Raw genomic sequence first — 26,364 nt, 5'->3', positions numbered from 1 at the left:
CGGGGTCAGGCGGTGACCTTGGCGACGAACGCGGAGAGGTTCGCCACGGTCCGCAGGATCTTCTCCTCCGTGGTGATCGTCTCGTGGAGCCGCGCGCCGGGGCCGGCGTCCTTCCGGCCCCGTACGTACAGCGAGCAGGCGAGGTCGCCGCACAGGTATATGCCCACCGAGTCGCCCTGCCGGCCGGCCTTCCCCGCCTTCGGCGCGACCATCAGGGAGACGCCCCCGGTGTGGGTGGTCACGCACACCGAGCACATGCTGCGCCGCGCCGTCCTGGAGGAGGCGCCGGAGCAGCGCAGCGCGAGGGCCCGCGGACGGCCGTCCAGCTCGGCGGCGAGGTAGGCGCGGTCGGGAGCCAGTGGGTCCCGCCAGCCGAGGTAGTCCAGATCCTCCCAGGGGCGGTCGCCCAGGTCGCGGGGGACGGACAGGCGCTTCGCCTCGCCCTTGGTGCAGTTCACGAACGCGGCGCGGATCTCTCGCTCGGTCAGCGGTTTCATGAAAGACACGCTATTTTGCCTAAGACCATTAGGCAAATGCATAATGCCTACCGGAACTGAGGAGGAGGGGCATGGCACGCGCAGGACTGACCGCCGAGCGCCTGACCCGGGCGGGAGCGGAACTGGCCGACGAGGCCGGGTTCGACGAGGTGACCCTCTCGGCGCTCGCCCGGCGGTTCGACGTCAAGGTGGCGAGTCTGTACTCGCACGTGAAGAACTCCCGGGACCTCCGGACGAGGATCGCCCTCCTCGCCCTGGAGGAACTCGCCGACCGGGGCGCCGCGGCCCTGGCCGGACGGGCCGGGAAGGACGCCCTGGCCGCCCTGGGAGACGTCTACCGCGACTACGCCCGGGAACATCCCGGCCGCTACGCCGCGGCCCAGCTGCGGCTCGACCCCGGGACGGCCGCCGCGAGTGCCGGCCCCCGGCACTCCGGGATGACGCGGGCGGTCCTGCGCGGCTACGACCTGACGGAGCCGGACCAGACGCACGCCGTCCGGCTGCTGGGCAGCGTCTTCCACGGCTTCGTCACCCTGGAGACGGGAGGAGCGTTCAGCCACAGCGCGCCCGGACCGCAGGACACCTGGCCGAGGATCCTGGACGCCCTCGACGCCCTGCTGCGGAACTGGCCCGCGCCCCCGGCATCCTCCCCCACACCTCAGCCCACACCTCCGCCCGCGCCCTGACCCCGGCCGGAGCCCGCACCGTCCGGGGACGGACCGCCGCCGGTGCGGGCACCCCCGGCCCGGCGACGACGCCCCCGTATCCCACTCAGCGAGGTCTGCCGTGCCCACCGAGCACCCCTGGATCACCACCCCCGTCACCGCGGACCTGCTGCGCGGCGCCCTCGACCTGGAGCGCACCGAGCACGGCCTGCTCCCGCACCGGCTGCCCGCCCGGGCCCGCGCCCAGTGCGCCGACGGGCAGCTGGCCCTGGCCGAGTCCCAGCCCTCGGGCGTCCGGCTGGCCTTCCGCACCCGGGCCACCGCCGTCGAGCTGGACACCCTGCCCACCAAACGCGTCCACAGCGGCGCCCCGCCCCGCCCGGACGGCCTGTACGACCTGCTCGTCGACGGCCGCCCGGCCGGTCAGGCGACCGTCACGGGCGGCAACACCCTGCTCATCGACATGGCCACCGGAAGCGCCGAGAAGCGGCCCGGCCCGGTCGGCACCGCCCGCTTCACCGGCCTGCCCGGCGGCGTCAAGGACGTCGAGATCTGGCTGCCGCACAACGAGACCACCGAACTCGTCGCCCTGCGCACCGACGCCCCCGTCGAGCCCCTGCCGGCCGGGGACCGCAGGGTGTGGCTGCACCACGGGAGTTCGATCAGCCACGGCTCCGACGCCGCGAGCCCCACCACCACCTGGCCGGCGCTGGCCGCCTCGCTCGGCGGCGTGGAACTGATCAATCTGGGCCTGGGCGGCAGCGCCCTGCTCGACCCGTTCACCGCCCGCGCCCTGCGCGACACCCCCGCAGATCTGATCAGCGTCAAGATCGGCATCAATCTCGTCAACACGGACCTGATGCGGCTGCGGGCCTTCGGCCCCGCGGTGCACGGCTTCCTCGACACCGTCCGCGAGGGCCACCCCGCCGTGCCGCTGCTGGTCGTCTCCCCCGTCCTGTGCCCCATCCACGAGGACACCCCCGGCCCCAGCGCGCCGGACTTCAGCCGGCTCGCCGAGGGGAAGCTCGGGTTCCGGGCCCTGGGCGACCCCGCCGAGCGCGCCGCCGGAAAGCTGACGCTGCGCGTCATCCGGGAGGAGCTGAGCCGCCTCGTGGAGCAGCGGGCCGCCGAGGACCCGAACCTGCACCATCTCGACGGCCGCGCGCTCTACGGCGAGGCGGACGCCGCCGAACTGCCGCTGCCCGACCGGCTCCACCCGGACGCCGCCGCGCACCGCCGCATCGGCGAACGCTTCGCCGCCCTCGCCTTCGCCCCGGGAGGCCCGTTCACCGCCGGACTCGCCTGAACCGGCGCCCCCGGTCCGGCGGGGAGGAGCCCGGCCGGGGACGACGAACCCGCAGGTGGGGCGGCCCGGCCGCCGGTCCGCTCCGGCCGCCTGGCACCCTGGAGGGGTGAACACCCCGTACGTCCCCGCCCCGGCCCCTCCCCGCCCGCACCCGGAATCCCGTGGGGAGCCATGTCCGTGTGGCCGGCGGGCTCGCCGCGCGAGGGCTGGCCCACGCCCGGGAGATCGGCGCCGAGTCCGTGCAGGTGTTCGTCGCCAATCCGCGCGGCTGGGCGACCCCCGCGGGCTCCCCGGCGCAGGACGAGGCGTTCCGCGCCGCCTGTGCCGCCGAGGCGCTGCCCGCGTACGTCCACGCGCCCTATCTCATCAACTTCGGCTCGCACACCGAGGCGACCACCGAGCGCTCCGTCCAGTCCCTGCGGCATTCGCTCCGGCGCGGCAGGGCGATCGGCGCGCGGGGCGTCGTCGTCCACACCGGCTCGGCCACCGGGGGCCGGGACCGCGCCACGGCGCTCGCCCAGGTACGGGAGCGGGTGCTGCCGCTGCTGGAGGAGCTGACGCACGACGACGACCCGTGGCTGCTGCTGGAGCCGACCGCCGGCCAGGGCGCCTCGCTCTGCGCGCTCGCCGAGGACCTGGGCCCGTACTTCGACGCGCTCGACCGTCATCCGCGGCTCGGCGTCTGCCTGGACACCTGTCACGCCTTCGCCGCCGGGCACGACCTGGCGGCACCGGGCGGCACCAAGGCACTGCTGGACGAGCTGGTGGACACGGTCGGCCCGGGCCGGCTGAAGCTGATCCACGCCAATGACTCCAAGGACGTCACCGGCGCGCACAAGGACCGGCACGAGAACATCGGCAGGGGCCACATCGGGGCGGAGCCGTTCCGCGAGCTGTTCACACATCCGGCGGCCGAGGGCGTGCCGCTGGTCATCGAGACCCCGGGCGGCCAGGAGGGGCACGCGGCGGACGTGGCCCTGCTCAAGGAACTCCGGGACGGCGGCGGCCCCGGCTCATAGCGGGGGGCGCGGCGTGCGGTCCCGCGCGCACGGCCTCGGCCCGCGACGGGCGCACGCCCGGCGGCGCTACAGCTCCGGGCCCTCGCCCGGTTCCTCCTGGTAGGAGTAGCGCTGTTCGCGCCAGGGGTCACCCAGGTTGTGGTAGCCCCGCTCCTCCCAGAAGCCGCGGCGGTCGGTGGTCATGTACTCGATGCCCCGGAGCCACTTGGGCCCCTTCCAGCCGTACAGGTGCGGCACGATCAGCCGTACCGGGAAGCCGTGCTCGGCGGTGAGGAGCTCGCCGTCCTTGTGGGTGGCCAGGATGGTCCGTTCGGAGGCGAAGTCGGAGAGCCGCATATTGGCGCTGTAGCCGTACTCCGCCCAGGCCATGACATGAGTGACGGCGGGCGCGGGCGGCGCGAGGTCCAGAAGCGTACGGGCGGCGACACCGCCCCATTCCGCGTCCGTCATGGAGAACTTGGTGACGCAGTGGAGGTCGGCGGTGACCGTCGTGTAGGGCAGCGCCGAGAATTCCTCGTGGTCCCAGCGGTCCCGGCCGGCCGGGTCGGCCAGGGCTCCGAAGATCCGGAATTCCCAGCGCTCGGGTCTGAACTTGGGCACCGGCCCGTAGTGGGTGACCGGCCAGCCGCGTTGCAGCCGCTGGCCGGGAGGAAGGACCGACTGTTCCCCTTCGCGGCTTTCCGGCTGACCCATGGGGTCCATGGTGACAGACCCCGGCAGCGGAACGTGACCGGGGCCGGGATGAAGCGGATGAATTCGGGTTAGTGGTGACTTACTGGATCAATCCTCGCGGCGGTGCGAGGATGCGCCGGGCCGGCGATCATTCCGTTCAGCCCGTTCGTCCCGTTCACACCGCTCACACCAGTTCATTCAGTTCAGTCCGTTTCACCCGGATGGTGAAGGAGCCACCGCGATGCAGGGCGACCCCGAGATCGTCGAGATCCTCAACGAACAGCTGACCGCCGAGCTGACCGCGACCAACCAGTACTTCCTGCACTCCAAGAAGCAGGAGCACAACGGCTGGGTGAAGCTCGCCGCGTACACCCGCGCCGAGTCCTTCGACGAGATGAAGCACGCCGAGGTGCTCACCGACCGCATCCTCTTCCTGGAGGGCCTGCCGAACTACCAGCGGCTCTTCCACGTACGGATCGGCGAGACGGTGAGCGAGATGTTCCGGGCCGACAGGGAGGTGGAGGTCGAGGCCATCGACCGGCTGCGGCGCGGCATCGAGATCATGCGCTCCAAGGGCGACATCACCTCGGCCAACATCTTCGAGACGATCCTCGCCGACGAGGAGAACCACATCGACTACCTGGACACCCAGCTCGATCTGATCGAGAAGCTGACGGAGCCGCTCTATCTCGCCCAGCTCATCGACCCGGCCGAGGAGTCGGGCCAGGCGAGCACGGGCTGAGGGACACCGGCGGTACGGGCCCGGGCGACCGGACCGCCCGCGCGGGGCTCCGCTCAGGCGGCCTCGGCGGCCCGCGCGGAGTGGGCGGCCCGCACCGCCTGTGCGGCGGCGAGGACCACCGGGGCGACGGACGGGACCGCCGCGGTGGACGGCGCGATGGCTGCCGCCTCCCGGGCCCCGGGTGCGGCACCCCGCCCCAGCAGCGCCTGGATGCGCCGCACACAGCCGCCGCAGTCGGTGCCCGCCTTGCAGGCGGAGGCGATCCGGCGCGGTGTGCAGGCCCCGGCGTCCGCATGCTCGCGCACTTCCCGCTCGGTGATGCCGAAACAGGAGCAGACGTACACGCGGTTCACCTCCAACAGGCAGCCGGGCCGGCCGGTCACGGGGGAAAGTCAGGTAAACCTCACCTTACCCAGCAGGGGCCGGGGCGCACAACGCGAGGGGCGCGGATCACTGTGATCCGCGCCCCTCGCGCACGCCCTCCGCCCGGATGCGCGCCCCCGCGCGCTCCCGGGACCCCGGGCTCCCGGGCTCACTGCTCCCGGTACATCTCCGCGACGAGGAAGGCCAGGTCCAGCGACTGACTGCGGTTGAGCCGCGGGTCGCAGGCCGTCTCGTACCGCTGGTGCAGATCGTCCACGAAGATCTCGTGGCCGCCGCCGACGCACTCGGTGACGTCGTCGCCGGTGAGCTCTATGTGGATGCCGCCCGGGTGGGTGCCGAGGCCCTTGTGGACCTCGAAGAAGCCCTTGACCTCGTCCAGCACGTCGTCGAAGCGGCGGGTCTTGTGCCCGGAGGCCGCCTCGAAGGTGTTGCCGTGCATCGGGTCGGAGGCCCAGACCACCTGGGCGCCGGAGGCGGTGACCTTCTCCACCAGGTTCGGCAGCTTGTCGCGGATCTTGTCCGCGCCCATGCGGGTGATGAAGGTCAGCCGGCCCGGCTCGCGCTCCGGGTCGAGCCGGTCGATCAGCGCCAGCGCGTCCTCGGGCGTCGTGGACGGGCCGAGCTTGACGCCGACGGGGTTGCGCACCCGGGAGGCGAACTCGATGTGCGCCCCGTCGAGCTGCCGGGTCCGCTCGCCGATCCAGATCATGTGGCCGGAGACGTCGTAGAGCTCCCCGGTACGGGAGTCGGTGCGGGTCAGCGCCGACTCGTAGTCGAGGATCAGCGCCTCGTGCGAGGAGTAGAACTCGACGGTCTTGAACTCCTCCGGATCCGCGCCGCAGGCGTTCATGAAGTTCAGCGCCCGGTCGATCTCGCGGGCCAGCGCCTCGTAGCGCTGCCCGGACGGGGAGTTCTTCACGAAGTCCTGGTTCCAGGCGTGCACCTGGCGCAGGTCGGCGTAGCCGCCGGTGGTGAAGGCGCGCACGAGGTTCAGCGTCGAGGCGGAGGCGTGGTACATCCGCTTCAGCCGCTCCGGGTCCGGGACGCGGGCCTTCTCGGTGAACTCGAAGCCGTTGACGGAGTCGCCCCGGTACGTGGGCAGGGTCACGCCGTCCCGGGTCTCGGTCGACTTGGACCGCGGCTTGCTGTACTGGCCGGCGATCCGGCCCACCTTGACGACCGGCACGGAGCCGGCGTAAGTGAGCACGGCCCCCATCTGGAGGAGCGTCTTCAGCTTGTTGCGGATCTGGTCCGCGCCCACGGCGTCGAACGCCTCGGCGCAGTCACCGCCCTGGAGCAGGAACGCCTCACCCCTGGCGACGGCACCCAGCTGGGCCCGCAGCTGGTCGCACTCGCCGGCGAAGACGAGCGGAGGATAGGACTCGAGGTCCGCGATCACATCGCGCAGAGCCTCGGAGTCGGGCCACTCGGGCTGCTGCGCCGCGGGCAGGTCTCGCCAGGTGTTGACACCGGCGGTGGATTCAGCGTTCACGGTCACGGCGTCAACCCTACGACGCCCGGCCCCGCCGCCGGCCCCGCGCCCGGAATCTGAGACGGAATCCGCCTCCTCCCGCCGCGGGCGTTCGCGCCGGTTTGTGAGAGCGGAGGCCCGGCCGCCGCCCGCCGAGACTCCAGAAGCCGAAGGACGCCGTCCGTTCCCGGCCGCCCCTTCCGCCGGCCCGCCGGCCGTGACCGCGGCCGGCCGTGCCCGCACCGGCCTGCGGTGACTTCGCAACGCGAGGAGGCGGTCACCGCACGGTCCGGGCGGCCGGCCTGCACACCCCGGTATCCCGCACTGCTTCAAGTATTGACGGTGTACCGACAGCTCTCTACGTTGACGGCATTCTTTGAGAGCGCTCTCAAAAAGGAGAGTCCATGCGTCTTCGCAGAATCCTGGCCGTCACCACGGCCGCCGCCTTAACCACGACGGGCCTCGTCGCGGCCGGGGCGGGCAGCGCCTCCGCCGCCACCGTCCCCGTCGGCCGGGGCAGTTACAGCGACACCCGGCCCGCCGGCGCGGAGGGGCCGCAGAACAACAGCGGCGCCCCCGTCACCCCCAAGGTCACGGCCGCCGCCGCGGACCGGCCCGTGCCGACCAACGACTGGTGGTCCTCCCTGGCCTTCCAGCGCTTCGCGGACAATCCGTACTCCGAGAACATGTACGGCCACCCCCTCACCTACAAGGCGGTCTCCGGCGGGCTGGAGGTCGGTTACCCCACCGCCTCGGCGATCGTCGGCGACGGCCGCCAGTACGAGTTCCCGCACCAGCGGGACCTCACCGTCGGCCTCGAAGGGCTCAACTCCCCCGACGCCAGGGCCCACGACTGGAGCGACTGGACCGTCACCCCCCAGTGGTCCGACGGCTCCCGGACGTTCCGCGCCACCATCGGCCACGGCATGCCCTTCGTCTACGCCCAGGGCAGCGGCGGCGCCGCGCGGATCACCACCGCGAGCGCGCCCGAGGTCTTCGCCGACGACGGCAACGTGCTCGGCGTGACCGTCGCCGGCCACCACTACGCCCTCTTCGCGCCCACCGGCAGCGACTGGACGGTCTCGGGGAACGACATCCGGGCCGGCCTGGGCTCCAAGGACTACTTCTCGCTGGCCGTCCTGCCCCGCACCGACGCCCTGGCGGACTACCGCGCCTACGCCTTCAGCTTCGTCACCGGCTCCAAGGCGACCTGGGACTACGACGAGAAGGCCGGCACGGTGCGCGCCGGCTACACCCTCACGACCACCGCCAAGGAAGGCACGGAGACCGGCACCCTCCAGGCCCTCTACCGCCACCAGTGGCTGCACGCCACCGACCCGCTCACGCCGTACACCTATGTCTCGCCGCGCGGCACGATGAAGGTGCGCGAGGGCAGGAGCTTCACCACCGAGCAGAAGGTGACCGGCGTCCTGCCCGGTCTGCCGAAGACCTCCGGGCCCGACACCGCCCGGCTCAAGGCGTACCTGAACGAGGCGGTGAACGCGGGCGATCCGTTCAGCGGCGCCCGTGACACGTACTGGACCGGCAAGGCCCTGGGCAAACTCGCCCAGCTCGTCCCCATCGCGGAGCAGCTGGGGGAGACGGCCGCCCGGGACAAGCTGCTGGAGCTGATCAAGGGGCGGCTGGAGGCGTGGTTCACCGCCGGCGGGGAGGCCGAGTTCTCCTACGACGCCCAGTGGCGCACCCTCACCGGCTACCCCGCCTCCTACGGCAGCGACAAGGAACTCAACGACCACCACTTCCACTACGGCTACTACGTGCTGGCGGCCGCCGTCGTCGCCCAGCACGACCCCGGGTGGGCCGCGGACTCCGCCTGGGGCGGCATGGTCGACCTGCTGGTGCGGGACACCGCCAACCCCAGCCGGACCGACGCCATGTTCCCCTTCCTGCGCGGCTTCGACGTCTACGCTGGGCACAGCTGGGCCGCCGGGCACGCGTCCTTCGCGGCCGGCAACAACCAGGAGTCGTCCTCCGAGTCCGTCAACCTCAGCGCCGGACTCGTCCTGTGGGGCTCGGCGACCGGTAACACCGCGCTGCGCGACCTCGGCGTCCATCTCCTCACCACCGAGTCCGAGGCCATCGCCCAGTACTGGTTCGACGCCGACGAGGAGGTCTACCCCGGCGACTACACCCACGACGCCGTCGGCATGGTGTGGAGCAGCGGGGCCGCCTACGCCACCTGGTGGACCGCCAACCCCGAGGAGATCCACGGCATCAACGTCCTTCCCGTGACGGGTGGTTCACTCCACCTGGCCCGTGAGAAGGACGCCATCCGGCGCAGCATCGCCGAGATGGAGCGGGAGAACGGCGGCCCGGCCGCGGAGTGGCGCGACCTGCTGTGGGAGTTCCAGGCCCTGGCCGACCCGGAGAAGGCCAAGGCCGCCTGGGACGCCACCGGCGGCGCCTACACCCCGGAGGAGGGCGAGACCAAGGCCCACACCTACCACTGGATCAGCACCCTGGACGCGATCGGGGCACCCGACACCTCGGTCACCGCCGACAGCCCCACCGCCGCCGTGTTCGCCAAGGGCGGCAACCGCACCTACGCCGCCCGCAACGACACCGGCACCGCCCGGACGGTCACCTTCTCCGACGGCGCCGTGCTCAACGTCCCCGCCCACTCCTCCGCCTCCGGCAACGGAACCGGCACCCCGCTTCCCGGCGACCCGGACCCCACACCCACCGATCCCGAGCCCACCCCCACCGACCCGTCCCCTCGCCGGTGACCGGTGACACCTTCCATCTGCGTCCGGGCGGAACCCTCGGCACCACCGCGGCCACGTCCCCGGCGACCGACACCATCCCCTCCGCCGAGGGGGGCAACTACGACGGCGTCCCGCACCGCCCCCTGGTGTACGAGGTGCGGAACGTCAACGGCACCGTGAAGGGCGGCGCCTCCACCGACTTCCGCCTCAAGGTGGACGCCGGCATTCACGTCGGCCTCGGCCAGCAGGTCCGGATCTCCTACGACCTGACCGGCGACGGTTCCTTCGACCGCGTCGAGACGTACCGCTACTTCGCCACCGACCCCTCCCCGGCTACGAGGACTACACCCCCGCCCGCACCGGACTGCTCTCCTCCTCCGGCACCCTGGGCGACCTCCGGGGAGGGACCGTCCGCGCCGAGGTCTGGGGCGCCATCGGCAAGGCCCCGGCCACGCTCCAGGTCGGCACCGGATCGGTCCTGACCATCCCCTTCGAGTAGCACAGCGGCCCGGCGCCCCCACGGCACCGGGTCTGCGTCGAGCGTCCGGGATCACCCGATGTCAGGCGGGTGATCCCGGCCCCGGCGCCGCCGGCTGCTCCGCGACCGGCATGACCGCCGCGGCCACTGCGGTGCAGCGCATGGCACGGTCGGAAGTGCGGGCCCGCACACCCGCCGGGCCGCGCTCCCGTGGCGGGAACGGAGCGGTGCGGCCGGGGCACGTTCGGGTAGGGTGGCGGCCATGTTCGCGCCTCTGAACCAGAACTGGTGGTGGCCCGCTGAGACGGCGGCCCACCTCCTCGCGCGTACCCACTGAACCTCTCACGCGAAGGCCGCCTCCCGGGGCGGCCTTCGGCGTTCGACGGACGGCCGTCCCTCCGCAGATCCGGAAGGAACCGCCCGTCATGGAACGATCACCCGGCACCGCCCGCGTCCCCGCCTCCCCGGTCCCACCTCCCGTCCCTCCCCGGCGCTCCGGGGTCCGCCGATTTCCTGGAGTCCCCCGCCGCCGTCGTGGCCCGGCTGCTGAGCCCGGACTGCCCGCCGTTCGCGCTGCTGCGCCGCAACGCGCCCGGACGGGACCAGGACGTGGTGGAGGTCCTCACCGGCCCCGTCGAGCACGTCGAACGGCTGGCCGACATCCCGCTCGGCGAAGGGCCGGCCGCGGACGGACGGCCCGTCACCGACGCGCTCGCCCTCATCCCGTTCCGGCAGATCCGCGAACGCGGCTTCGACGTGCGGGACGACGGGACACCACTGGCCGTCCTCCGCCCCGAGCGAACCCTCGAACTGCCGCTCCCCGCACTCCTGGACGCCCTGCCCCGCCATCCCGTACGGGTCGGGAACGGGTCCTTCGACGTGACCGACGACGCCTACGCGGAGATCGTGGAGCGCGTCGTCCGGGACGAGATCGGCCGCGGCGAGGGCGCCAACTTCGTCATCCGCCGCACCTTCCGCGGCGAGATCCCCGGCTACGGCCCCGCCGACGCGCTCGCCCTCTTCCGTCGGCTGCTCACCGGGGAGCGCGGGGCCTACTGGACGTACGCCGTGCACACCGGCGAGCGCACCCTCGTCGGGGCGAGCCCGGAGGCGCATGTGCGGATGTCCGGCGGAACGGTCGTGATGAACCCCATCAGCGGCACCTACCGCTACCCGCCCGGCGGGCCGGACGCCGAGGGCCTGCTGCGCTTCCTGCACGACCGCAAGGAGGTGGAGGAGCTGTCCATGGTCGTGGACGAGGAGCTGAAGATGATGTGCACCGTCGGCGACCGGGGCGGCGCCGTCATCGGGCCGCGGCTCAAGGAGATGGCGCATCTCGCGCACACCGAGTACGAGTTGCGCGGCCGCAGTTCGCTGGACGTGCGGGACGTGCTGCGGGAGACCATGTTCGCGGCGACGGTCACCGGCTCGCCGGTGCAGAACGCCTGCCGCGTCATCGAGCGGCACGAACCCGTGAGCCCGCACGACCCGGACGGCCGCGGACGCGGCTACTACGCGGGCGCGCTCGCGCTCATCGGACGGGACGCGGGCGGCGCGCAGACCCTTGACTCCCCCATTCTCATCCGGACCGCCGACATCGCGCCCGACGGCCGGCTGCGGGTGCCGGTCGGCGCCACCCTCGTCCGCCACTCCGACCCGCGGAGCGAGGTCGCCGAGACGCACGCCAAGGCGGCCGGTGTCCTCGCCGCGCTGGGTGTGCTCCCCGCGCCGGACCGCCCGGGCGCGGCCGCGCCGCCGCGGCTCGCGGACGATCCGCGGGTGCGGGCGGCGCTCGACGCCCGCCGCGCCGGGCTGGCGCCTTTCTGGCTGCGGATGCGGACCGCGGAGGAACCGGCGGACTCCGCCGCCCCGCACGGCCCCGCCCTCGCCGGCCTCCACGCCCTGGTCGTCGACGGCGAGGACACCTTCACCGCCATGCTGGCGCACCTGCTGCGCTCCACCGGTCTCGCGGTGACCGTACGGCGCTACGACGAGCCGGGGCTGCGCGAGACGGCGCTCTCCCACCGCGGCCCCGTCGTCCTCGGCCCCGGTCCCGGGAACCCGGCCGACACCGGCGATCCCAAGATGCGCTTTCTGCGCGCCCTGGCCGCCGATCTGGTGCGGGACCACCGGCACGGGCTGCTGGGCGTCTGCCTCGGGCACGAACTGCTCGCCGCCGAACTGGGACTGGAGATCGCCCGGAAGGACGTGCCGTACCAGGGCGCGCAGGAGCGGATCGACTTCTTCGGCCGCCGGGAGACCGTCGGCTTCTACAACACCTTCACCGCACGCTGCGAGGAGGCGGCGGAACGGGAACTGGCCCTGCACGGCGTGGAGCTGAGCCGCGACCCGGCCACCGGCGACGTCCACGCGCTGCGCGGTCCCGGCTTCGCGGGGGTGCAGTTCCACCCGGAGTCGGTGCTGACGCTCAACGGGACGTCCCTCGCCGCCGGCCTTCTGGCGGCCGTGCGCGTGTAGACGGCCCCGGGGCGGCGGTGGCGGAGCGACCCCGGGTCTCCTCGGACCCCGGTGTCCCCGCGTCCCGTCCGCCGGCGAGCGGCACCCCGCGTACCCCGTACCCGGCGCCCCGCGCCCGGACCGCCGCGGCCGCGACGAGCGGCGTACGCGACGGCGGGCGCGGCGGCGGGCGCGGCGGCCCGGAGGAGCGGAGTGTGCGGAGTGCGCCGCCGGCGGGCCGGCGGGGGCCGGCTACTCGTCCGGCTCCGGTTCCTCCTCCCCGGCCTTCCACAGCTCCTCGAAGCGCTTGACACGCCGGGCCACCCGGTCATCGCGCAGGTCCAGGGTGGTCTTGGCGTTCATCCCGCGCAGGTCGGGCTCAACCTCGTAGGACAGGGAGTGGTCGAAGACGATGAAGTCGTTCGTGGTGTCGATTCCGGCGGTCGGCGGCAGCTCGGACAGCGCGAGGACGCGCACCTCGATGCCCAGACCCTTCTGGTGCTCCACCAGCTGCAGCAGTTCCTCGTCGATCTCCTGCGGTGTGTTGACGATGAACAGCCGGCGGATGCTCACCCCGTGCTCGTGGATGGCGTCGCGCTGGGCCCGCAGATAGCGCTGTCCCAGCTCGGTGGGCCAGAAGTCGTGGTCCACGGAGGTGCTGGTGGCGTCGATGGTGTGGGAGGCGCACTGGGTGAGGGTCACGATCCAGTCGTGGTCCTCCCCGTCGTAGTCGGCGTGCTTCTGGTGGAGGTTGGCCATCAGGGTGCCGAGGCGGGTGACCTCGGCCTGGGCGAACGCCTTCATGATCTCGGGCCCCTCGGAACCGACCATCGTGGCGTTGCGCACCAGCCGGGTCACCCCGTCGGCCCGCAGGGCCGAGCCCTCGACCAGGCCGAACAGCTCGGTGGCGTGGTTGATTTTGGCGAATCCCTCGGCGACCAGCTCCTTCATCTCGGTGTTGTGACGGGTGAGGCTGTGCTCCACGGCACCGAGCCGGCGCTCGAAGTCGACCATGTACTGCACGATCATGGCCGCGCCGGCGACGAAGACGGAGACCGTCAGCTTCCAGACCTCGGGCTGGTCGACGGCGTTGGTGAGTGCGTAGGTGAAACCGCCGATCAACGCGGTGATCACGGTTTTCAGCAGGAACGGCGGAATGCCGGCCTGCTGCGGCGGGCCCAGGGCGGCCGGTGCCCCCGGTGTTCTCGTCGATGCGTGCATCTGTCGTCCTACTCCCCCGGTCGGGTCCGTGCGTGCCCGCACCCCCGTCAGCGTGCCGTCAGGGCTTCGCGCAGCAACGGAATGGCCTGCAGGGCGAGCTGGTCCCTGATGCGCTGGACCAGCGTCTGCCACTGCCGGGTGAATCCGGGCTTCCGCTCGAGCACCTCCCACAGCGGGCCCAGGGTCGTGTCCACTCGTGCTCTCGGCATCCACAGGTGCAGCAGATGGTCCACGGCCGGGCGGAGCGCCATCACGGCGTCGTGCCCGTCCGCTGATCCCAGCCGGCTGCGCTCGACCATCCGTACGAGGGTCGTGAGCAGCCAGTCGTGCAGGGCGAGGTCCTCGCAGAGCCCCGCGCAGGCGGCCGGTTCGGTGTGCTCCGGCAGCCGCAGCTCCACGGTGCGCAGCCCGTCCTCGGCGAGGGTGAAGCGTTCGATCGACGGGCCGGCGCCGTCCGTGGCCCGTAACGCGGCCCAGCGCAGCCGGGTGCGCCGGGACTTGAAAGGGGGCCGCTGGTCGAGCAGCGGGTGCCGCAGCAGTTCGCCGAGGAGCCGTTCGGCGATCGCCCCCAGATCGAGCTCGCCGGGCTGCCGGCGGTCGGCCAGGACGCCGTCGGCGACGGCCCGTCCGGGCAGCCGGCCCAGGGGCTCCAGCACCCCGGGCCGGACGAGGTAGTGGCCCCAGGGGCGGCGCAGGTCGGGGCCGCGGCCCGGGGAGCGGAACTGCGCGGTCGTCTGCAGCACCCGGCCCTCGACGAGCACGGCGCGGGCGGCGACCGTCCCGACGGCGCGCACCTTGGCGCCGGTGGCCGCGGGCAGCCGGCAGTCCACACCGGTGAGGACGTCCGGGGAGACCGCGTGCAGATTGGGGCGCTCGGAGATCCGCACCCGCTCGTCCGCGCGGATCCGGAGCAGTTCGCCCGCGGCCGCCGCGGGCAGCGACGCGGAGGTCTGGAGCAGGCAGGTGCGGACCTCGCCACAGGCCAGCACGGTCTCCGCGGTGTCGCCGGGCGCCCGCATCTCAGGCCTCCGCGCAGAAGACGTGGGTGACGCGGTCGGCGACGGCGTCCGGGAGCGCGATCCGCTCGCCGGCGGAGCGCTCGGCGACCTGGCGGAGCGCCCCGGGGTCCACCTCCACCTGGCCGAGAATGACACGGACGGCGTGCTCGACCGGCAGGAAACGGGAGGGCAGCACGGAACAGGTGCGGTAGGCGGCGAACGGCTGGGCCGCGGGGTTGAGCCGGGTCAGGGGTGCCAGGTCGGCCCAGTCCCGGGGGAAGCCGCCCTCGGGACTGGGCCGGGGCCGGAGCACCGGCTCGCCGCGGTGGCGGAGGAGCCCGAGCCGGGCCAGCTGCCAGACGGCCGCGAGGAACGGGCAGGACCAGGTGCGGCGGCCGTCGCGGTCGTCCCAGAGTTCGACGTCCATGAAGACGGAGTGGCGGTGGGCGGCGGTCTCGGCCGGTGGCCGCCAGGACGGCGGAAGGTCGTTGGCCATGGCCTCCAGCCGCTCCACGCCGGGGGTGCGCTCGCCGTTGGCGAGCCAGCCGATCTCCTTCACCGGCGGGCGGGAGCCGTCGCTGCCGGGCGGCGGCGACTCGACGAGCCGGTGCTCGACGGCTTCCGCGAGCCGCACGCCGTCGGCCACGTCGCAGGCGGATTCCCGGGCCAGGTAGTCGATGGTCAGCCCGCAGCGCTCGGCCTCGGTCAGCAGGAGGGGGACGAGCTCGGCGGGCGAGGAGAACCGGCTGAAGTAGTCGTCGACGAGGAAGCAGGTGCTGACCCGGGGCCGCGCCCCCTTCCCGTTCACGGCCGAGGCGAGGACCGCGTCCACCCAGGGCCGCACCCGTGCGAAGTGCTCGCGCAGCCGTTCGGGGCCCGCCTCGAAGTCCTCCATGTACAAGTGGCCGATCTCCAGCGAGATGTGGGAGAGCGGTATGGACTGGGTGCGGGGGTCGGCCGTCGTCTCCCGGAAGACCGCGTCCGTCACGGCTGCCCCCACGACTCGTCGTCGGTGAGCTTCCGGGAGAGCTCTTCGAGGGCCTGCAGGGTCTCCATGTTGGCGATCCGGCTGGCGAGGACGTCCTCGTCGGTGATGAGCTGCTCACGCCACTGCAGGACGGGTTCCAGCGGTACGGAGCCGAGCAGCCGGGTGTAGCCGATGTCGAGGTCCGCGGCGAGCACGTCGAGGTCCTGGTCGCACTTGCGCATCCAGGCGGACTGGGCGGGCGGCACCTGGGACCACAGCGGCGACTCGGGGTCGGGCACCGCGGCCCGGACGAAGCGGATGGCGCCGGTCAGCAGCGCCTTGTCGTGCCCGCGGGTGACGCCGCCGGCGACGATGCCCCGCTCGCCGAAGACCAGCCCGGCGGCGGCGATCACATGCTGGCGGGTCCAGCGGTGGTAGACGAGCCAGCGGGCCGGGACCGAGCGCATCTCGCGCCGCGAGGTGGCCTCCAGGGCGAGGTCCACGGCGTAGCTGCGGCCGGCGCTCAGGTCGACCACGACGAGGTCGAACTCGCCGTTCAGCCGGAGGAGGAGATCGACGCAGCGGCGCAGCGTGTCCGGGCCGACGGTGAACTCGCCGCCGCTGCGGTCGCCGGGCAGCAGGACGAGATTCCCGGAGCCGGCCGGGCGGTGGCGCAGCACCTCGTGCTCGGTCTCGGCCCAGACGTCGGTCCGCACCGGCTCGGTGGTGCGGCCCTGGAGGTAGGAGTGGAGTCCTCCCCCCTCAACGCCGCGCAGCGCGCCGGGCATGTCGAAGACGGCGGCGGCCGTGGGGGAGCCGAAGTCGAAGTCGAGATAGCAGACGTCGTCCCCGGTGAGCGCGCGGCGGTAGGCCAGGTTCGCACTGGTGACGGAGCGGCCGGTGCCTCCCTTGTCGGAGGCCGCGAAGACGATCACCGTCACACTCCCCGGGAGGCCGTCTGCCGGGCCAGGGCCAGGGTGTCGAGTTCGCCGAGGACCTCCGTGCTGAGCGCGCAGGAGGTGCCCGGCTGTTCCTCCAGGATCTCGCGGGCCCGCGCGAGCTTGACCTCGATGCCCTTGAGCGCCATCCCGCGCGATCCGTCGGCCGTGGAGGTGGGTTCGAGCTGCTCGTTGCCGAGGAGGTGGGTGGCCTCGCTGAGGAGGTCGCGGGCGATGCCGATGAGCGTGCCGCTGCGGATCGGCGGCTGGGTGTAGAGCTGGCGCGCCGCGACCATGCACTCGGTGACGCGCTCGGTGATGCTCCAGGACAGCGACCAGCCGCGGGCCGGTGCGTCCGGGTAGACGGCGTGGATGTTGTCCCAGAGGCCCGCGCTCTCCCCGCTCCGGTTGCGGCGCTGCCAGAGGTGATCGAAGATCCGCTCGGCCAGCCGCAGCAGCCGGTCGTGGGAGGAGATGCTGCGGGACAGGGAGCACAGCTGGATGGTCCGCTTGAGCAGTTGGGCGGAGAAGTCCGGCATCGACCACTGCATGGGCGGGCCGAGCGCCTCGCCGCCCTGGAGGGGCATGGCCACACCGGGGGCGTGCAGCTCGATGGCCGGGTCACCGACCTTCATGCGGCTGGTGATGCGGCCGCGTTCGGCGAGCCGTTCCATGACGTCGACGGTGCGGGTGAGGTCGTCGTCGGTGGCGCGGCGGCGCACCAGGTCGTGGACGAGGATGGCGGCGACGGAGAGCGAGAAGTACTCCGACTCCTGCCGCTGGCCGGTGGTGCGCCAGGGGATGTCCTCCAGCGGCCAGCCGGCCTCCCCGAACCGGGCGATGCGCGACCAGTACTGCTGGGTGATCTCCCACCGGAGCCGCAGGGCCTCGGCGAGGCGCTGCTGTTCGACGTTGAGCAGGCCGAGGGTGAGGGTGCGCTCGGAGAAGAGGTCCTGGATGCCGTCGAGGGCGACGACGGTGAAGTAGAGGTACGGGGTGGGCTTGGCGATGCCGTCGGGCTGCGGGCCGATCTCGCTCTCGGTCTTCACCGGCGGGGCGTCCTTCACCAGGCTCCAGGCCCAGCCGCACTCGAAGAGCTGGTTGTCGTCGCCGAGGCCGTCGGCGACGTCGACGCCGAGGGAGATGCTGTCCCGGATGGTGGCGCGCAGGGACTTGAAGCGCCGCTGGAACTGCTGGGCGGCGATCCGCTCGGAGACCCGGCCCTGGCCGAGGAGCCGGCAGAGGGTGCGGCCCTGGGGGGCCTCGGCGTCGAAGACGTTGACGGTGAAGGAGCGGAGCAGGCTCACCATGGCGGCGGTGAGGCGGGCCTCGGTGGCGGTCCTGAGTTCGTCGGCCATCGCCTGGACTTCGGCGCGGCGGGGCTTGCTCAGATAGACCTTGAGAAAGCCGAGGGTGGCCAGGGAGAGCGTGATCGACAGGGAGAAGGAGTCGACGACCCCCAACTGCCGCTGTTCCGGGGTAAGTTCGGCTTCGGAATCCCGGGCGTTGAAGTAGTGGCCCCCGGCGAAACTCGGTCTCTTGTCGTCCGTGGTGTGGGTGTTCATGAATTCGGCGACAACCGAAAGAAGCTTGGCCGGGAGCTCCAGACGGGTGCCCGCGCCGCTGAGCACCTCCCGGACGTCACGGTCCGTGGTGTCCGGATCGTCCAGGCGGAACGCGGGGAACTCGGTGGCCGGGTACATGAGGCAGAGCAGGCGTTCGGCGTCCGCGACACTGCTGAGCCCGCCCGCATCCCCCCAGTCCCATTCCCCGTCCGCGAACGAATAGCGTGCAATGGCCCGCCAGATGTCCAGCAATTGCTGGCGCGGCTTGATCTGCATCCCCATACCCCTCACCCCGGGCCCGCCCCGGACCGCCGACCGGAAAGCGGGCCACCCTTCAATGGTGTGCGCGTTACCGCGATTGAACGGAACGGCGTCGGCCGCAGGCCACGATCATGCCCTCATATCCCTGACGGAGTGGACGTTCGCCAGGAATGCCGATGCGCGTGATGTGCATTTCGCTTTCGGAATAGGGAGCAAGGCCCTCCCGTACCTGCTCCTCCTCCACACTGCAGGCCGGGAAGGATTCCCCGCCGACCGAGTAGCCCGTGGAGCCCTCCATGAAGGCGGCGGCGAAGGGCGCTCCCGGACGCAGGCACTCCGCGAAGCGCCGTACGCCCACCCGGAACTCCTCGTGGGAGGTCGTCATCGACTCGGCCACGAAGAACATGGTGCCGATCCCCCAGCGCCGTTCGGGGAGATCGAACAGATTGCCCTGCTTGGGGCGGGCGGCCAGCCGCAGCCTCGCCCGGGGGTCCTCGATCCCGGCGTACGGCTCCACCTCGCGCAGGACCCCCCAGAAGGCGTCCCAGTTGGCCTCGTAGCCGGGCACCTGGCGCTCCAGCCACTGCACGTTGGTCCGGGCCCGCTCGAAGAGCGTGACCTCAGAGCACCAGGGGAGCAGAGTGAGCGCGGGGTACAGATTGGCGCCCGACCCGACGTCGATCCCCGGCACGGGAGCGGCCGCCGGGTGGAGCCGGAAATGGTCCCGGAAGTGATCCCGGACGATGCGGATGATCTGCTCGTCGTCGGAGCGCAGATGGCGGTAGTTGTGCTCGACGTACGCGTCGGAATCGAACGCGTTCCAGTCGGTCTCACCATTGAGCTCTTGCGATTTCCCGGGCCCGGGATCAAACGTTCTCAGAACCATCGTCCAAGCGTAGCGAGAAACCCCCGCCCGGTCTCAGCTTTGAACAAGCCATAGGGGGTTCGCGGAAGCACGGAACAGGCCCGGCCGGAGCACGGGGGGCGCGTCGGCGCAATGCGGCGTCTGGCCCGTTCCAACCTTGAACGTCCTGTTCGGGCCGGGAATCCTGGTCTGACCGCCGGCCGTCGGCCACCCCGCCGGAAGGCGCACGCCGTCCCACCGCGTTCCACCTGTACAGGTGATGACGCGTGGTCCCAGACCCTTTCACCAGGAAGTGGCGCATGACTGCTCTTTCCGGAGATCGATTACCGCTGTCCGCCGTCTCGGCCGTGTCCCTGGCCCCGGAGAGCCGGCCGCCATGGGTGAGAACGATCACCGAGGAGGACCTGCCGCCCCTCTCCCGGCTCGACGAGGAGGTCTTCGCCGAGCACGCCTACCCCTACTTCGTGCTGCGCCAGCTCTACGACCTGCACGGGGACCAGCTCCTGGTCCTGGACGACGGGGACTCCCTCGTGGGCTACGTCCTCGTCGGCACCCAGTCCGACAAGAGCCGCAGCTGGATCCTCGGCCTCGGGATCGACAGCGGGTCACGGGGCCGTGGCTTCGGGCGGCAGCTGATGGCGGAGGCCCTGCGCCGGCTGCGCGCGGAGGGGGTCGGCGAGGTCCGGCTGACCGTCGAGCCCGCCAACACCGCCGCGGTGGAACTGTACGAGTCACTGGGTTTCGCCCGGCTCGACCACCACGAGAACTACTTCGGACCCGGCGACGCCCGGCTGGTGATGACGCTTCCGCTGCGGAGATGACACGGCGGCGGGGCGCGCTCGGCGAGGTGCCGTGCGCCCCGCCGTGCGCGGTCAGGGCCCGCCGGATCCGTCCGGATCATCCGGGGTGCCCAGGGTGCCCTGGGTGCCCTGGATGTCCGGCCGGACGGCATCCGGCTCCGGGGCGGGCTCGCCGGCCCTCGTTCCCTCCTCCGGGGGCGGGGGCGGCAGGGTGGTGAGCCGGCCGAGCAGTTCGCGGCAGGCCTCGTCCTCCGAGGAGAAGGCGAGCACGTCCTGGTCCCCGGAGCGCTGCCGGAGTCCCACGGCCCAGCCGTCCGGGGCGGGCCGCAGGAAGAAGTACGCGTCCGAGGGGGACGGGATGTCGCGCACACCGGGGATGTCGTAGAAGGCGTCCGGCACCCGCTCCTCGCGCAGTACCCGGACCAGTTCCCGTCGGTCCACGATGCCGGTCCTCTCCTCGGGGGTGCCCGTTCCGTACGGCGGTCCTCGTCAGCCGGGCCGCCGGAGCGCCCGGGCGGCCGCGGTCCCGGGGACGACGGTGCGGTTCACGGCCCTGAGGACGTGATACCCCGGCGGACGCCCCGGGGCGACGGGGCCGGGGCCGCCCGGCGGAATCACCCGCCCGGCGGACGGGATGGCGGCCGGGGTGGAGAGCCGTCCGGGGTGGCGCATGCGGGGTCCCGAGGTGTCCCGGTGGGATGGCTGGCACGGGCATACATCGCCGTTTTCACCGGACGGGCCGGGCGGCCCGGACCGGCGTCAACCGGTCGGAGCAGCGCCATCCCACGGGCGGGTGAAAACCACGGAACCGGACGGGGCACGCGGGACGGGAACGAGCCGGGGAAGCGAGCTGTGACACCCGGGCCGGGGAGCGGAGCGGGAGGCCCGCCGGGAGGGTCCCTCAGCCGGCCGCGCGGCCCGCCGCCGGGACCAGGACGTTCTCGCTGGTGCGGCCGGCCAGGTAGTCGTCGATGTTGCCGACGGTGGTCTCGACGATCTGGGCGGTGGCGTCGCGGGTGTAGTACGCCTGGTGGGAGGTGACCAGGACGTTGCTGAAGGTCATCAGCCGCGCCAGGGTGTCGTCGGTGACCACGTCGAGCGACTTGTCCAGGTAGAAGAGCCCGGCCTCGGCCTCGTAGACGTCCAGCCCGACGCCCGTGAAGCGGCCCGCCTTCAGCTGCTCGATGAGCGCGCCGGTGTCGACGAGCCCGCCGCGGCTGGTGTTGACGAGGATCGCGTCGTCCTTCATGACGGACAGGCCGTGCCGGTCCAGCAGATGCTCGGTCGCCGGCAGCAGCGGTACGTGGAGGCTGACGAGGTCGGCCTCGGCGAGCAGCTCGGGCAGGTCCTCGCGGTACTCCATGCCCAGCTCGGTGCAGGCCGGGTTCTCCGCGATGTCCCAGCCGAGCAGCTTCATCCCGAAGCCGTGGGCGATACGCGCGAAGCATTCGCCGATCTTGCCGGTGCCGATCACCCCGGCGGTGCGGCCGTGCAGGTCGCGGCCCATCAGCCCGTCGAGGCGGAAGTCGAAGTCGCGGGTGCGGGTGGCGGCCCGGACCACGCGCCGGTTGACGGCCATGGCCAGGGTCCAGGCGAACTCGGCGACGGAGTACGGGGAGTAGTGGGAGACCCGGGCGACCGTCATGCCGAGCTCGGCGGCGACCTCCAGATCGATGTTGTTGAAGCCGGTGGCCCGCTGGGCGATCATCCGGGTGCCGCCCGCGGCGAGGGTGCGCAGCACCGCGGCGTCGAGCTGGGCGTTGACGCTGACGCTGATGATCTCGTGGTCGGCGGCGATGGGGGCGGTGTCCCGGTTGAGGAAGACGTCCACACAGCGGACGGTGTGCCGGCCGGCGAAGGCCCGCTCGATCATCGGCTTCTCATCGTTCTGGACGCCGAAGGCGAGGATGTCCACGATTCTCCCGGTACGAGCAGACAGCTGCTGATGACAACGCCTTTGATGCTACAAGCCGTCCGGGAAGGGGCCGTTGCCCGCCGGAGGGAACCGGGGCGGGAGGCGCCGGGACGGCGGGCCGCGGTGACGGCCCGCCGCTCCGGCCGGGCGGGGCCCCGTCCCGCACCGGGGTGGTGCGGGCGGGCGGCGCCCCCCGGTCCGTCAGCCGAAGAAGACGCCCGCCTCGGCGTACAGTTCCGGGCTCACGGTCTTGAGCCTGGCCGTCGCGTCGTGGATGGGCACCCGCACGATGTCGGTACCGCGCAGGGCGACCATCTTGCCGAAGTCCCCGTCCCGGACGGTCTCGATGGCGTGCAGCCCGAAGCGGGTGGCGAGCCAGCGGTCGTACGCGCTGGGGGTGCCGCCGCGCTGGACGTGGCCGAGGACGGTGGTGCGCGCCTCCTGGCCGGTGCGGGCCTCGATCTCCTTGGCCAGCCACTCGCCGACGCCCGACAGCCGGACGTGGCCGAAGGCGTCCTGCGAGCCGTCCTTGAGGACCATGTCGCCGTCGAGGGGCATGGCCCCCTCGGAGACGACCACGATCGGGGCATAGCGGATCTTGAACCGGGACTCCACCCAGGCGCACACCTTCTCCAGGTCGAAGCGCTGCTCCGGGATGAGGATGACGTTGGCACCGCCGGCGAGCCCGGAGTGCAGCGCGATCCAGCCGGCGTGACGGCCCATCACCTCGACCACCAGTACCCGCATGTGGGACTCCGCGGTGGTGTGCAGCCGGTCGATCGCCTCGGTGGCGATGTTGACGGCCGTGTCGAAGCCGAAGGTGTAGTCGGTGGCGGAGAGATCGTTGTCGATGGTCTTGGGCACGCCGACGCAGTTGACGCCGTAGTCGTCGGCCAGTTGGGCCGCGACCCCGAGGGTGTCCTCCCCGCCGATGGCGATGAGCGCGTCGACCTCCAGCTTGGCCAGATTCTCCTTGATCCGGCGGATGCCGTGCTCGGCCTTGAGCGGATTGGTCCGCGAGGAGCCGAGGATGGTCCCGCCGCGCGGCAGGATGCCGCGCACCGCCGGGATGTCGAGCGGAACCGTGTCGGCCTCCAGAGGGCCCCGCCAGCCGTCGCGGAACCCGACGAATTCGTACCCGTACTCCTGGACGCCTTTGCGGACGACGCCCCGGATCACGGCGTTCAGTCCGGGGCAGTCACCGCCACCGGTCAGTACTCCGACCCGCATGGGATCTTCCCTTCGTGATCATTCTCCGTAGTCGCGCCATTACGCGTTCACGGTAGTAGTGATCCAGATCACAGGGGATGGGAGCAATCGGTCGATTTCGCACTTTCCCGGGGAGACCGGTCCCCGGGATCACCCGTATGGAGTGATGGACGGGAGTGGCGGGCGGGGAGCCGGAGGGGCCGCCGGCCGGAACCGACGGTGCGTCAGGCCTCGTCGAGGCCGCGCTCGATGGCGTAGCGGACAAGCTCCACCCGGTTGTGGAGCTGGAGTTTGCCCAGGGTGTTCTGGACGTGGTTCTGCACCGTGCGGTGCGAGATGACCAGCCGTTCGGCGATCTGCTTGTACGAGAGGCCCTTGGCGACGAGCCGCAGGACCTCGGTCTCCCGGTCCGTCAGCCGGGGGGCGTCCCGGGCGCCGGCGGAGGGCGGCTCCGGCTCGGACGCCAGCCGCCGGTACTCGCCGAGCACCAGCCCGGCCAGGCCCGGGGTGAAGACCGGGTCACCGGCCGCGGTCCGGGCCACCGCGTCCAGCAGTTCCCCGGCTCCCGCGGACTTGAGCAGATAGCCGGTGGCGCCCGACTTCACCGCCTCCAGCACGTCCGCGTGCTCACCGCTGGCGGAGAGCACCAGCACCCGCAGCCCCGGCTGCGAGCCGACGAGCTGCCGGCAGACCTCGACCCCCGGCAGCCCGGGCAGGTTGAGGTCGAGGACCAGGACGTCCGGTCTCGTGGCACGGGCCCGCCGCACCGCCTGCGGGCCGTCCCCGGCGGTGGCGACCACGGTGTGCCCGGCCGCCGCCAGGTCGCGCGCGACCGCGTCCCGCCACATCGGGTGGTCGTCGACCACCATCACCCTCACCGGCGCCGGTTCCGTCGTCATCGGCTCTCACTCCCCCGTGCTGTCCGCGGTATCCGCAACTCGACTTCCGTGCCCTGCCCGGGTACGGACAGCAGCTCGGCGCTGCCGCCCAGCTCGCGCAGGCGGCCCCGGATGGAGAGGGCGACACCGAGCCGCCCCTCCCGCTCCGCGTCCGCGAGGCGTCCCTCCGGGATGCCCGGGCCGTCGTCCCGGACGGTGACGATCACCTCGTCCGGCTCGTCCTCCAGCAGGATCCACGCCCGCGCGTCCGCGCCCGCGTGGCGGTCCACATTGTCCAGGGCGGCGCCCACGGCGGCGGCCAGTTCCTCCGCCGCGCGCGTCTCCAGCAGGACGGGCGCGCCCGGCTCGGCGAAGGAGACACGGGAGTTCGCACAGGCGGCGAGCAGGGTCCGCAGATCACGGCTCCCGTCCGCCGCACCGGCGGACGGACCGGCGGGCGCCGGTGCGCCGTCACCGCCCGCCGCGGCCGGGGAGCCGTCCGGCCCGGGGCGCGGCTCCCCGCCGCCCCGGGAGACCTGCTCGGGGGAGCGCCGGGCCGCGGGGACGAGGCCGCCGGCCACCAGGGTGCGCAGCGCCACCTCCTGTTCGCCGGCCATCCGCCCCAGCTCGGCCGCCTCGCCGCCGATCTCCGCGCCCCGCCGCTGCACCATCGCGAGCACTTGGAGCACGCTGTCGTGGATGTCGCGGGCCAGCCGCTCCCGTTCGCGGGTGGCGGCGTCGACCTCCAGGGCCCGGGCGAGGGTGCGCTCACTGGCCCGGGCCACCTCCACGACGTAGCCGATGGCGACGCTGGCGATCCAGACCAGCAGGACGTTGTGCACGGTGTCCCGGGCGGGCGTGCCGCGCTCGATCAGATTGGCGACGCCGACGATCGCGGAGACGACCGCCGCCCAGCGCCAGCCGCCCTTGAGAGCGAAGCCCAGTACCGCGCCGGCCGTCCAGATGGACGGCAGGGTGGGGCCGCCGGCGGCGATGCGCTCGGCGGTGTCGACGACGGGCGTCAGCAGGATGCCGGCGACCGCCACGGTCAGGTCGGCGACCAGGAACCGCAGGGTGCAGCGCTCGGCGGAGGAGACCCGGCCGACGGTCGCCAGCGTCCACACCGCCAGCACGGCGAGATAGGCGGCGGCGCCGAGCGGGCGGGCGTACTCGTCGTGGTCGTAGCCGAAGAGGGCGATGGCGTAGGCCATGGTCAGCACCCGGTAGCCGGTCAGCGCCCGCCAGAGCGGCTGCTCCACGGACATCCGGGGCCGGCTCCGCCCGCCGGAGGGCCCTCCCCGGCCGCGTCCTCCCCGGCCGCCGTCCCGCCGCCGGGCCGTACGCGTGACCGCAGACTCGGTGCCATCTCCCCAACCCTCGCCCGGGACGGATTACGCCCCGGAATCCCCGGTGCGCCGGTCTCCCCGGCGCCCCGGCCCCGCGCTCCCCTCGGCCCGCCGTGCGCTCTCCGCGCCGGCCGCCGCCTTCTCCTCGTCCTTCCGCCGCTTCGCCGCCTCGGCGAGCTGCCGCTTGGCGACGCTGGCGTAGACGTCGACGTACTCCTGGCCGGACAGTTTCATGATCTCGTACATGATCTCGTCGGTCACCGAACGGAGGATGAACCGGTCGCTCTCCATGCCGTGGTAGCGGCTGAAGTCCAGCGGCCTGCCGATCCGCATGCCGGGGCGCATCAGCTTCGGTATGACCTTCCCCGGCGGCTGGATCTTCTCCGTGTCGATCATGGCGACGGGGATCACCGGCGCCCCGGTGGCGAGTGCGATCCGCGCGACACCGGGCTTGCCGCGGTAGAGCCGTCCGTCCGGCGAGCGGGTGCCCTCCGGGTAGATCCCGAACAGCTCGCCGCTCTCGATCACCCCGACGCCGCTGCGCACCGCCGCTTCCCCGGCGGCGCGACCGCCCGAGCGGTCCACCGGCAGCTGGCCGACGCCCTTGAAGAAGGCGGCGGTCAGCTTGCCCTTGACCCCGGGAGAGGTGAAGTACTCCGCCTTGGCGATGAAGGTGACCTTCCGGTCCACCATGGCGGGGAAGAAGAAGGAGTCCGAGAAGGAGAGGTGGTTGCTGGCGAGGATCGCCGGGCCCTCCGCCGGGATGTTCTCCAGCCCTTCCGCCCAGGGACGGAAGGCGAGTTTCAGCGTCCCGCCGATGGACAGCTTCATTGCGCCGTAAAGCAACCGAGGACCTCCTGTGTGTGCGGCACGACTCTAGCCTGCCGCCGCGGGCGTTCCGCCCGGAGGCGGTCGGCGGACCTACCCGGTACCGGCGCCGTCGCGTACGGTGAAAACCGGCCGTGCCCACCGGCCCGGCATCAC

22 protein-coding genes and 1 pseudogene are annotated in these 26,364 nt (G+C 72.5%); 7 read left to right on the top strand and 16 right to left on the bottom strand.

The features are described from left to right. Positions 1-5: 5 nt before the first annotated feature. On the bottom strand, positions 6-497 hold the full coding sequence (locus tag E4N63_RS24595; protein WP_230241714.1) for an FBP domain-containing protein: 492 nt from the start codon (positions 495-497) through the stop codon (positions 6-8). 71 nt (positions 498-568) lie between these two features. Between E4N63_RS24595 and E4N63_RS24590 the strand changes: the two genes are divergently transcribed. From E4N63_RS24590 to E4N63_RS24580, 3 genes are all read left to right on the top strand, one after another. Then, a complete protein-coding gene (locus E4N63_RS24590; RefSeq protein ID WP_125626854.1) occupies positions 569-1,183 on the top strand; it encodes a TetR/AcrR family transcriptional regulator in 615 nt (204 codons plus the stop codon). Between the two features lie 100 nt (positions 1,184-1,283). Next, positions 1,284-2,468 carry a GDSL-type esterase/lipase family protein gene (locus E4N63_RS24585; protein WP_230241713.1) on the top strand — a complete coding sequence of 395 codons (1,185 nt, stop codon included), beginning with the start codon at positions 1,284-1,286 and terminating at the stop codon, positions 2,466-2,468. Between the two features lie 161 nt (positions 2,469-2,629). Then, entirely contained in the window at positions 2,630-3,487 is an 858-nt protein-coding gene (locus E4N63_RS24580; RefSeq protein ID WP_125626593.1) for a deoxyribonuclease IV, read from the top strand. A 66-nt stretch (positions 3,488-3,553) separates the two neighbouring features. Here the strand turns inward: E4N63_RS24580 and E4N63_RS24575 are convergent, their stop codons facing one another. Continuing rightward, positions 3,554-4,180: a sulfite oxidase-like oxidoreductase gene (locus tag E4N63_RS24575; protein WP_230241712.1), complete on the bottom strand. Its 627-nt coding sequence runs from the start codon at positions 4,178-4,180 to the stop codon at positions 3,554-3,556. A gap of 220 nt (positions 4,181-4,400) precedes the next feature. Here E4N63_RS24575 and bfr point away from each other — a divergent pair, with 220 nt between their 5' ends. After that, the gene (gene bfr / locus E4N63_RS24570) at positions 4,401-4,901 is read left to right on the top strand and encodes a bacterioferritin (RefSeq protein WP_230241711.1); all 501 of its coding nucleotides are present in this window, start codon (positions 4,401-4,403) and stop codon (positions 4,899-4,901) included. Between the two features lie 53 nt (positions 4,902-4,954). On the opposite strand, the gene E4N63_RS24565 is transcribed toward bfr, so the two are convergent. Together E4N63_RS24565 and E4N63_RS24560 are read right to left on the bottom strand one after the other, a co-directional pair. Beyond that, positions 4,955-5,245: a bacterioferritin-associated ferredoxin gene (locus tag E4N63_RS24565; protein ID WP_230242631.1), complete on the bottom strand. Its 291-nt coding sequence runs from the start codon at positions 5,243-5,245 to the stop codon at positions 4,955-4,957. 188 nt (positions 5,246-5,433) lie between these two features. Continuing rightward, positions 5,434-6,783: a class II 3-deoxy-7-phosphoheptulonate synthase gene (locus E4N63_RS24560; protein WP_125626590.1), complete on the bottom strand. Its 1,350-nt coding sequence runs from the start codon at positions 6,781-6,783 to the stop codon at positions 5,434-5,436. Positions 6,784-7,160: 377 nt separating this feature from the next. Here E4N63_RS24560 and E4N63_RS24555 point away from each other — a divergent pair. Beyond that, positions 7,161-9,981, top strand: a pseudogene (locus tag E4N63_RS24555) (glycosyl hydrolase). Between the two features lie 513 nt (positions 9,982-10,494). Continuing rightward, on the top strand, positions 10,495-12,438 hold the full coding sequence (locus E4N63_RS24550; RefSeq protein ID WP_230241710.1) for an anthranilate synthase family protein: 1,944 nt from the start codon (positions 10,495-10,497) through the stop codon (positions 12,436-12,438). A 231-nt stretch (positions 12,439-12,669) separates the two neighbouring features. On the opposite strand, the gene E4N63_RS24545 is transcribed toward E4N63_RS24550, so the two are convergent. The 6 genes from E4N63_RS24545 to E4N63_RS24520 all read right to left on the bottom strand — a co-directional run bounded on the left by E4N63_RS24545 (position 12,670) and on the right by E4N63_RS24520 (position 19,253). Continuing rightward, a complete protein-coding gene (locus E4N63_RS24545) occupies positions 12,670-13,638 on the bottom strand; it encodes a DUF6879 family protein (RefSeq protein WP_050364008.1) in 969 nt (322 codons plus the stop codon). A gap of 47 nt (positions 13,639-13,685) precedes the next feature. Next, on the bottom strand, positions 13,686-14,657 hold the full coding sequence (locus tag E4N63_RS24540) for an SCO2521 family protein (RefSeq protein ID WP_125626377.1): 972 nt from the start codon (positions 14,655-14,657) through the stop codon (positions 13,686-13,688). A gap of 1 nt (position 14,658) precedes the next feature. Next, complete coding sequence (locus E4N63_RS24535) at positions 14,659-15,624, bottom strand: SCO2522 family protein (RefSeq protein WP_230241709.1); 966 nt, start codon at positions 15,622-15,624, stop codon at positions 14,659-14,661. Beyond that, positions 15,621-16,538 (bottom strand): SCO2523 family variant P-loop protein, encoded by a 918-nt coding sequence (locus tag E4N63_RS24530; RefSeq protein ID WP_125626375.1) that lies wholly within the window; start codon positions 16,536-16,538, stop codon positions 15,621-15,623. Before E4N63_RS24530 ends, E4N63_RS24535 begins: the two co-directional genes overlap by 4 nt. Before the next feature lie 2 nt (positions 16,539-16,540). Further along, a complete protein-coding gene (locus tag E4N63_RS24525; RefSeq protein WP_230242629.1) occupies positions 16,541-18,382 on the bottom strand; it encodes an SCO2524 family protein in 1,842 nt (613 codons plus the stop codon). Between the two features lie 73 nt (positions 18,383-18,455). After that, on the bottom strand, positions 18,456-19,253 hold the full coding sequence (locus E4N63_RS24520; RefSeq protein WP_228429748.1) for an SCO2525 family SAM-dependent methyltransferase: 798 nt from the start codon (positions 19,251-19,253) through the stop codon (positions 18,456-18,458). A gap of 278 nt (positions 19,254-19,531) precedes the next feature. Between E4N63_RS24520 and E4N63_RS24515 the strand changes: the two genes are divergently transcribed. After that, entirely contained in the window at positions 19,532-20,053 is a 522-nt protein-coding gene (locus E4N63_RS24515) for an N-acetyltransferase (RefSeq protein ID WP_043469103.1), read from the top strand. Between the two features lie 51 nt (positions 20,054-20,104). Here the strand turns inward: E4N63_RS24515 and E4N63_RS24510 are convergent, their stop codons facing one another. The 6 genes from E4N63_RS24510 to E4N63_RS24485 form a co-directional block, all read right to left on the bottom strand. Beyond that, positions 20,105-20,473 carry a hypothetical protein gene (locus E4N63_RS24510; protein ID WP_230241708.1) on the bottom strand — a complete coding sequence of 123 codons (369 nt, stop codon included), beginning with the start codon at positions 20,471-20,473 and terminating at the stop codon, positions 20,105-20,107. Between the two features lie 460 nt (positions 20,474-20,933). Continuing rightward, positions 20,934-21,947 carry a 2-hydroxyacid dehydrogenase gene (locus E4N63_RS24505; protein WP_230241707.1) on the bottom strand — a complete coding sequence of 338 codons (1,014 nt, stop codon included), beginning with the start codon at positions 21,945-21,947 and terminating at the stop codon, positions 20,934-20,936. A 201-nt stretch (positions 21,948-22,148) separates the two neighbouring features. After that, positions 22,149-23,177 (bottom strand): 6-phosphofructokinase, encoded by a 1,029-nt coding sequence (locus E4N63_RS24500; protein WP_125626575.1) that lies wholly within the window; start codon positions 23,175-23,177, stop codon positions 22,149-22,151. 203 nt (positions 23,178-23,380) lie between these two features. Further along, positions 23,381-24,055 carry a response regulator transcription factor gene (locus tag E4N63_RS24495; protein ID WP_125626574.1) on the bottom strand — a complete coding sequence of 225 codons (675 nt, stop codon included), beginning with the start codon at positions 24,053-24,055 and terminating at the stop codon, positions 23,381-23,383. Continuing rightward, a complete protein-coding gene (macS, locus tag E4N63_RS24490; protein WP_125626573.1) occupies positions 24,052-25,299 on the bottom strand; it encodes a MacS family sensor histidine kinase in 1,248 nt (415 codons plus the stop codon). The genes E4N63_RS24495 and macS overlap by 4 nt, the downstream gene beginning before the upstream one ends. A 126-nt stretch (positions 25,300-25,425) precedes the next feature. Beyond that, the gene (locus E4N63_RS24485) at positions 25,426-26,226 is read right to left on the bottom strand and encodes a 1-acyl-sn-glycerol-3-phosphate acyltransferase (RefSeq protein WP_230241706.1); all 801 of its coding nucleotides are present in this window, start codon (positions 26,224-26,226) and stop codon (positions 25,426-25,428) included. Between the last annotated feature and the right edge of the window lie 138 nt (positions 26,227-26,364).

The organism is Streptomyces sp. MNU89 (assembly GCF_020982505.1).
Taxonomy (GTDB): domain Bacteria; phylum Actinomycetota; class Actinomycetes; order Streptomycetales; family Streptomycetaceae; genus Streptomyces; species Streptomyces xinghaiensis.
The sequence above is the reverse complement of the archived record's forward strand: the minus strand, read 5'-3'. Positions and strand labels throughout refer to the sequence as shown.

What these genes read in the sequence shown, in the direction of transcription:
- bfr (WP_230241711.1), top strand. Translation starts at nt 4,401, where the DNA reads ATGCAGGGCGACCCCGAGATCGTCGAGATCCTCAACGAACAGCTGACC.
- E4N63_RS24540 (WP_125626377.1), bottom strand. Translation starts at nt 14,657, where the DNA reads ATGCGGGCGCCCGGCGACACCGCGGAGACCGTGCTGGCCTGTGGCGAG.
- E4N63_RS24575 (WP_230241712.1), bottom strand. Translation starts at nt 4,180, where the DNA reads ATGGGTCAGCCGGAAAGCCGCGAAGGGGAACAGTCGGTCCTTCCTCCC.
- E4N63_RS24545 (WP_050364008.1), bottom strand. Translation starts at nt 13,638, where the DNA reads ATGCACGCATCGACGAGAACACCGGGGGCACCGGCCGCCCTGGGCCCG.
- E4N63_RS24495 (WP_125626574.1), bottom strand. Translation starts at nt 24,055, where the DNA reads ATGACGACGGAACCGGCGCCGGTGAGGGTGATGGTGGTCGACGACCAC.
- E4N63_RS24595 (WP_230241714.1), bottom strand. Translation starts at nt 497, where the DNA reads ATGAAACCGCTGACCGAGCGAGAGATCCGCGCCGCGTTCGTGAACTGC.
- E4N63_RS24590 (WP_125626854.1), top strand. Translation starts at nt 569, where the DNA reads ATGGCACGCGCAGGACTGACCGCCGAGCGCCTGACCCGGGCGGGAGCG.
- E4N63_RS24520 (WP_228429748.1), bottom strand. Translation starts at nt 19,253, where the DNA reads ATGGTTCTGAGAACGTTTGATCCCGGGCCCGGGAAATCGCAAGAGCTC.
- E4N63_RS24525 (WP_230242629.1), bottom strand. Translation starts at nt 18,382, where the DNA reads ATGCAGATCAAGCCGCGCCAGCAATTGCTGGACATCTGGCGGGCCATT.
- E4N63_RS24500 (WP_125626575.1), bottom strand. Translation starts at nt 23,177, where the DNA reads ATGCGGGTCGGAGTACTGACCGGTGGCGGTGACTGCCCCGGACTGAAC.
- macS (WP_125626573.1), bottom strand. Translation starts at nt 25,299, where the DNA reads ATGTCCGTGGAGCAGCCGCTCTGGCGGGCGCTGACCGGCTACCGGGTG.
- E4N63_RS24515 (WP_043469103.1), top strand. Translation starts at nt 19,532, where the DNA reads ATGACTGCTCTTTCCGGAGATCGATTACCGCTGTCCGCCGTCTCGGCC.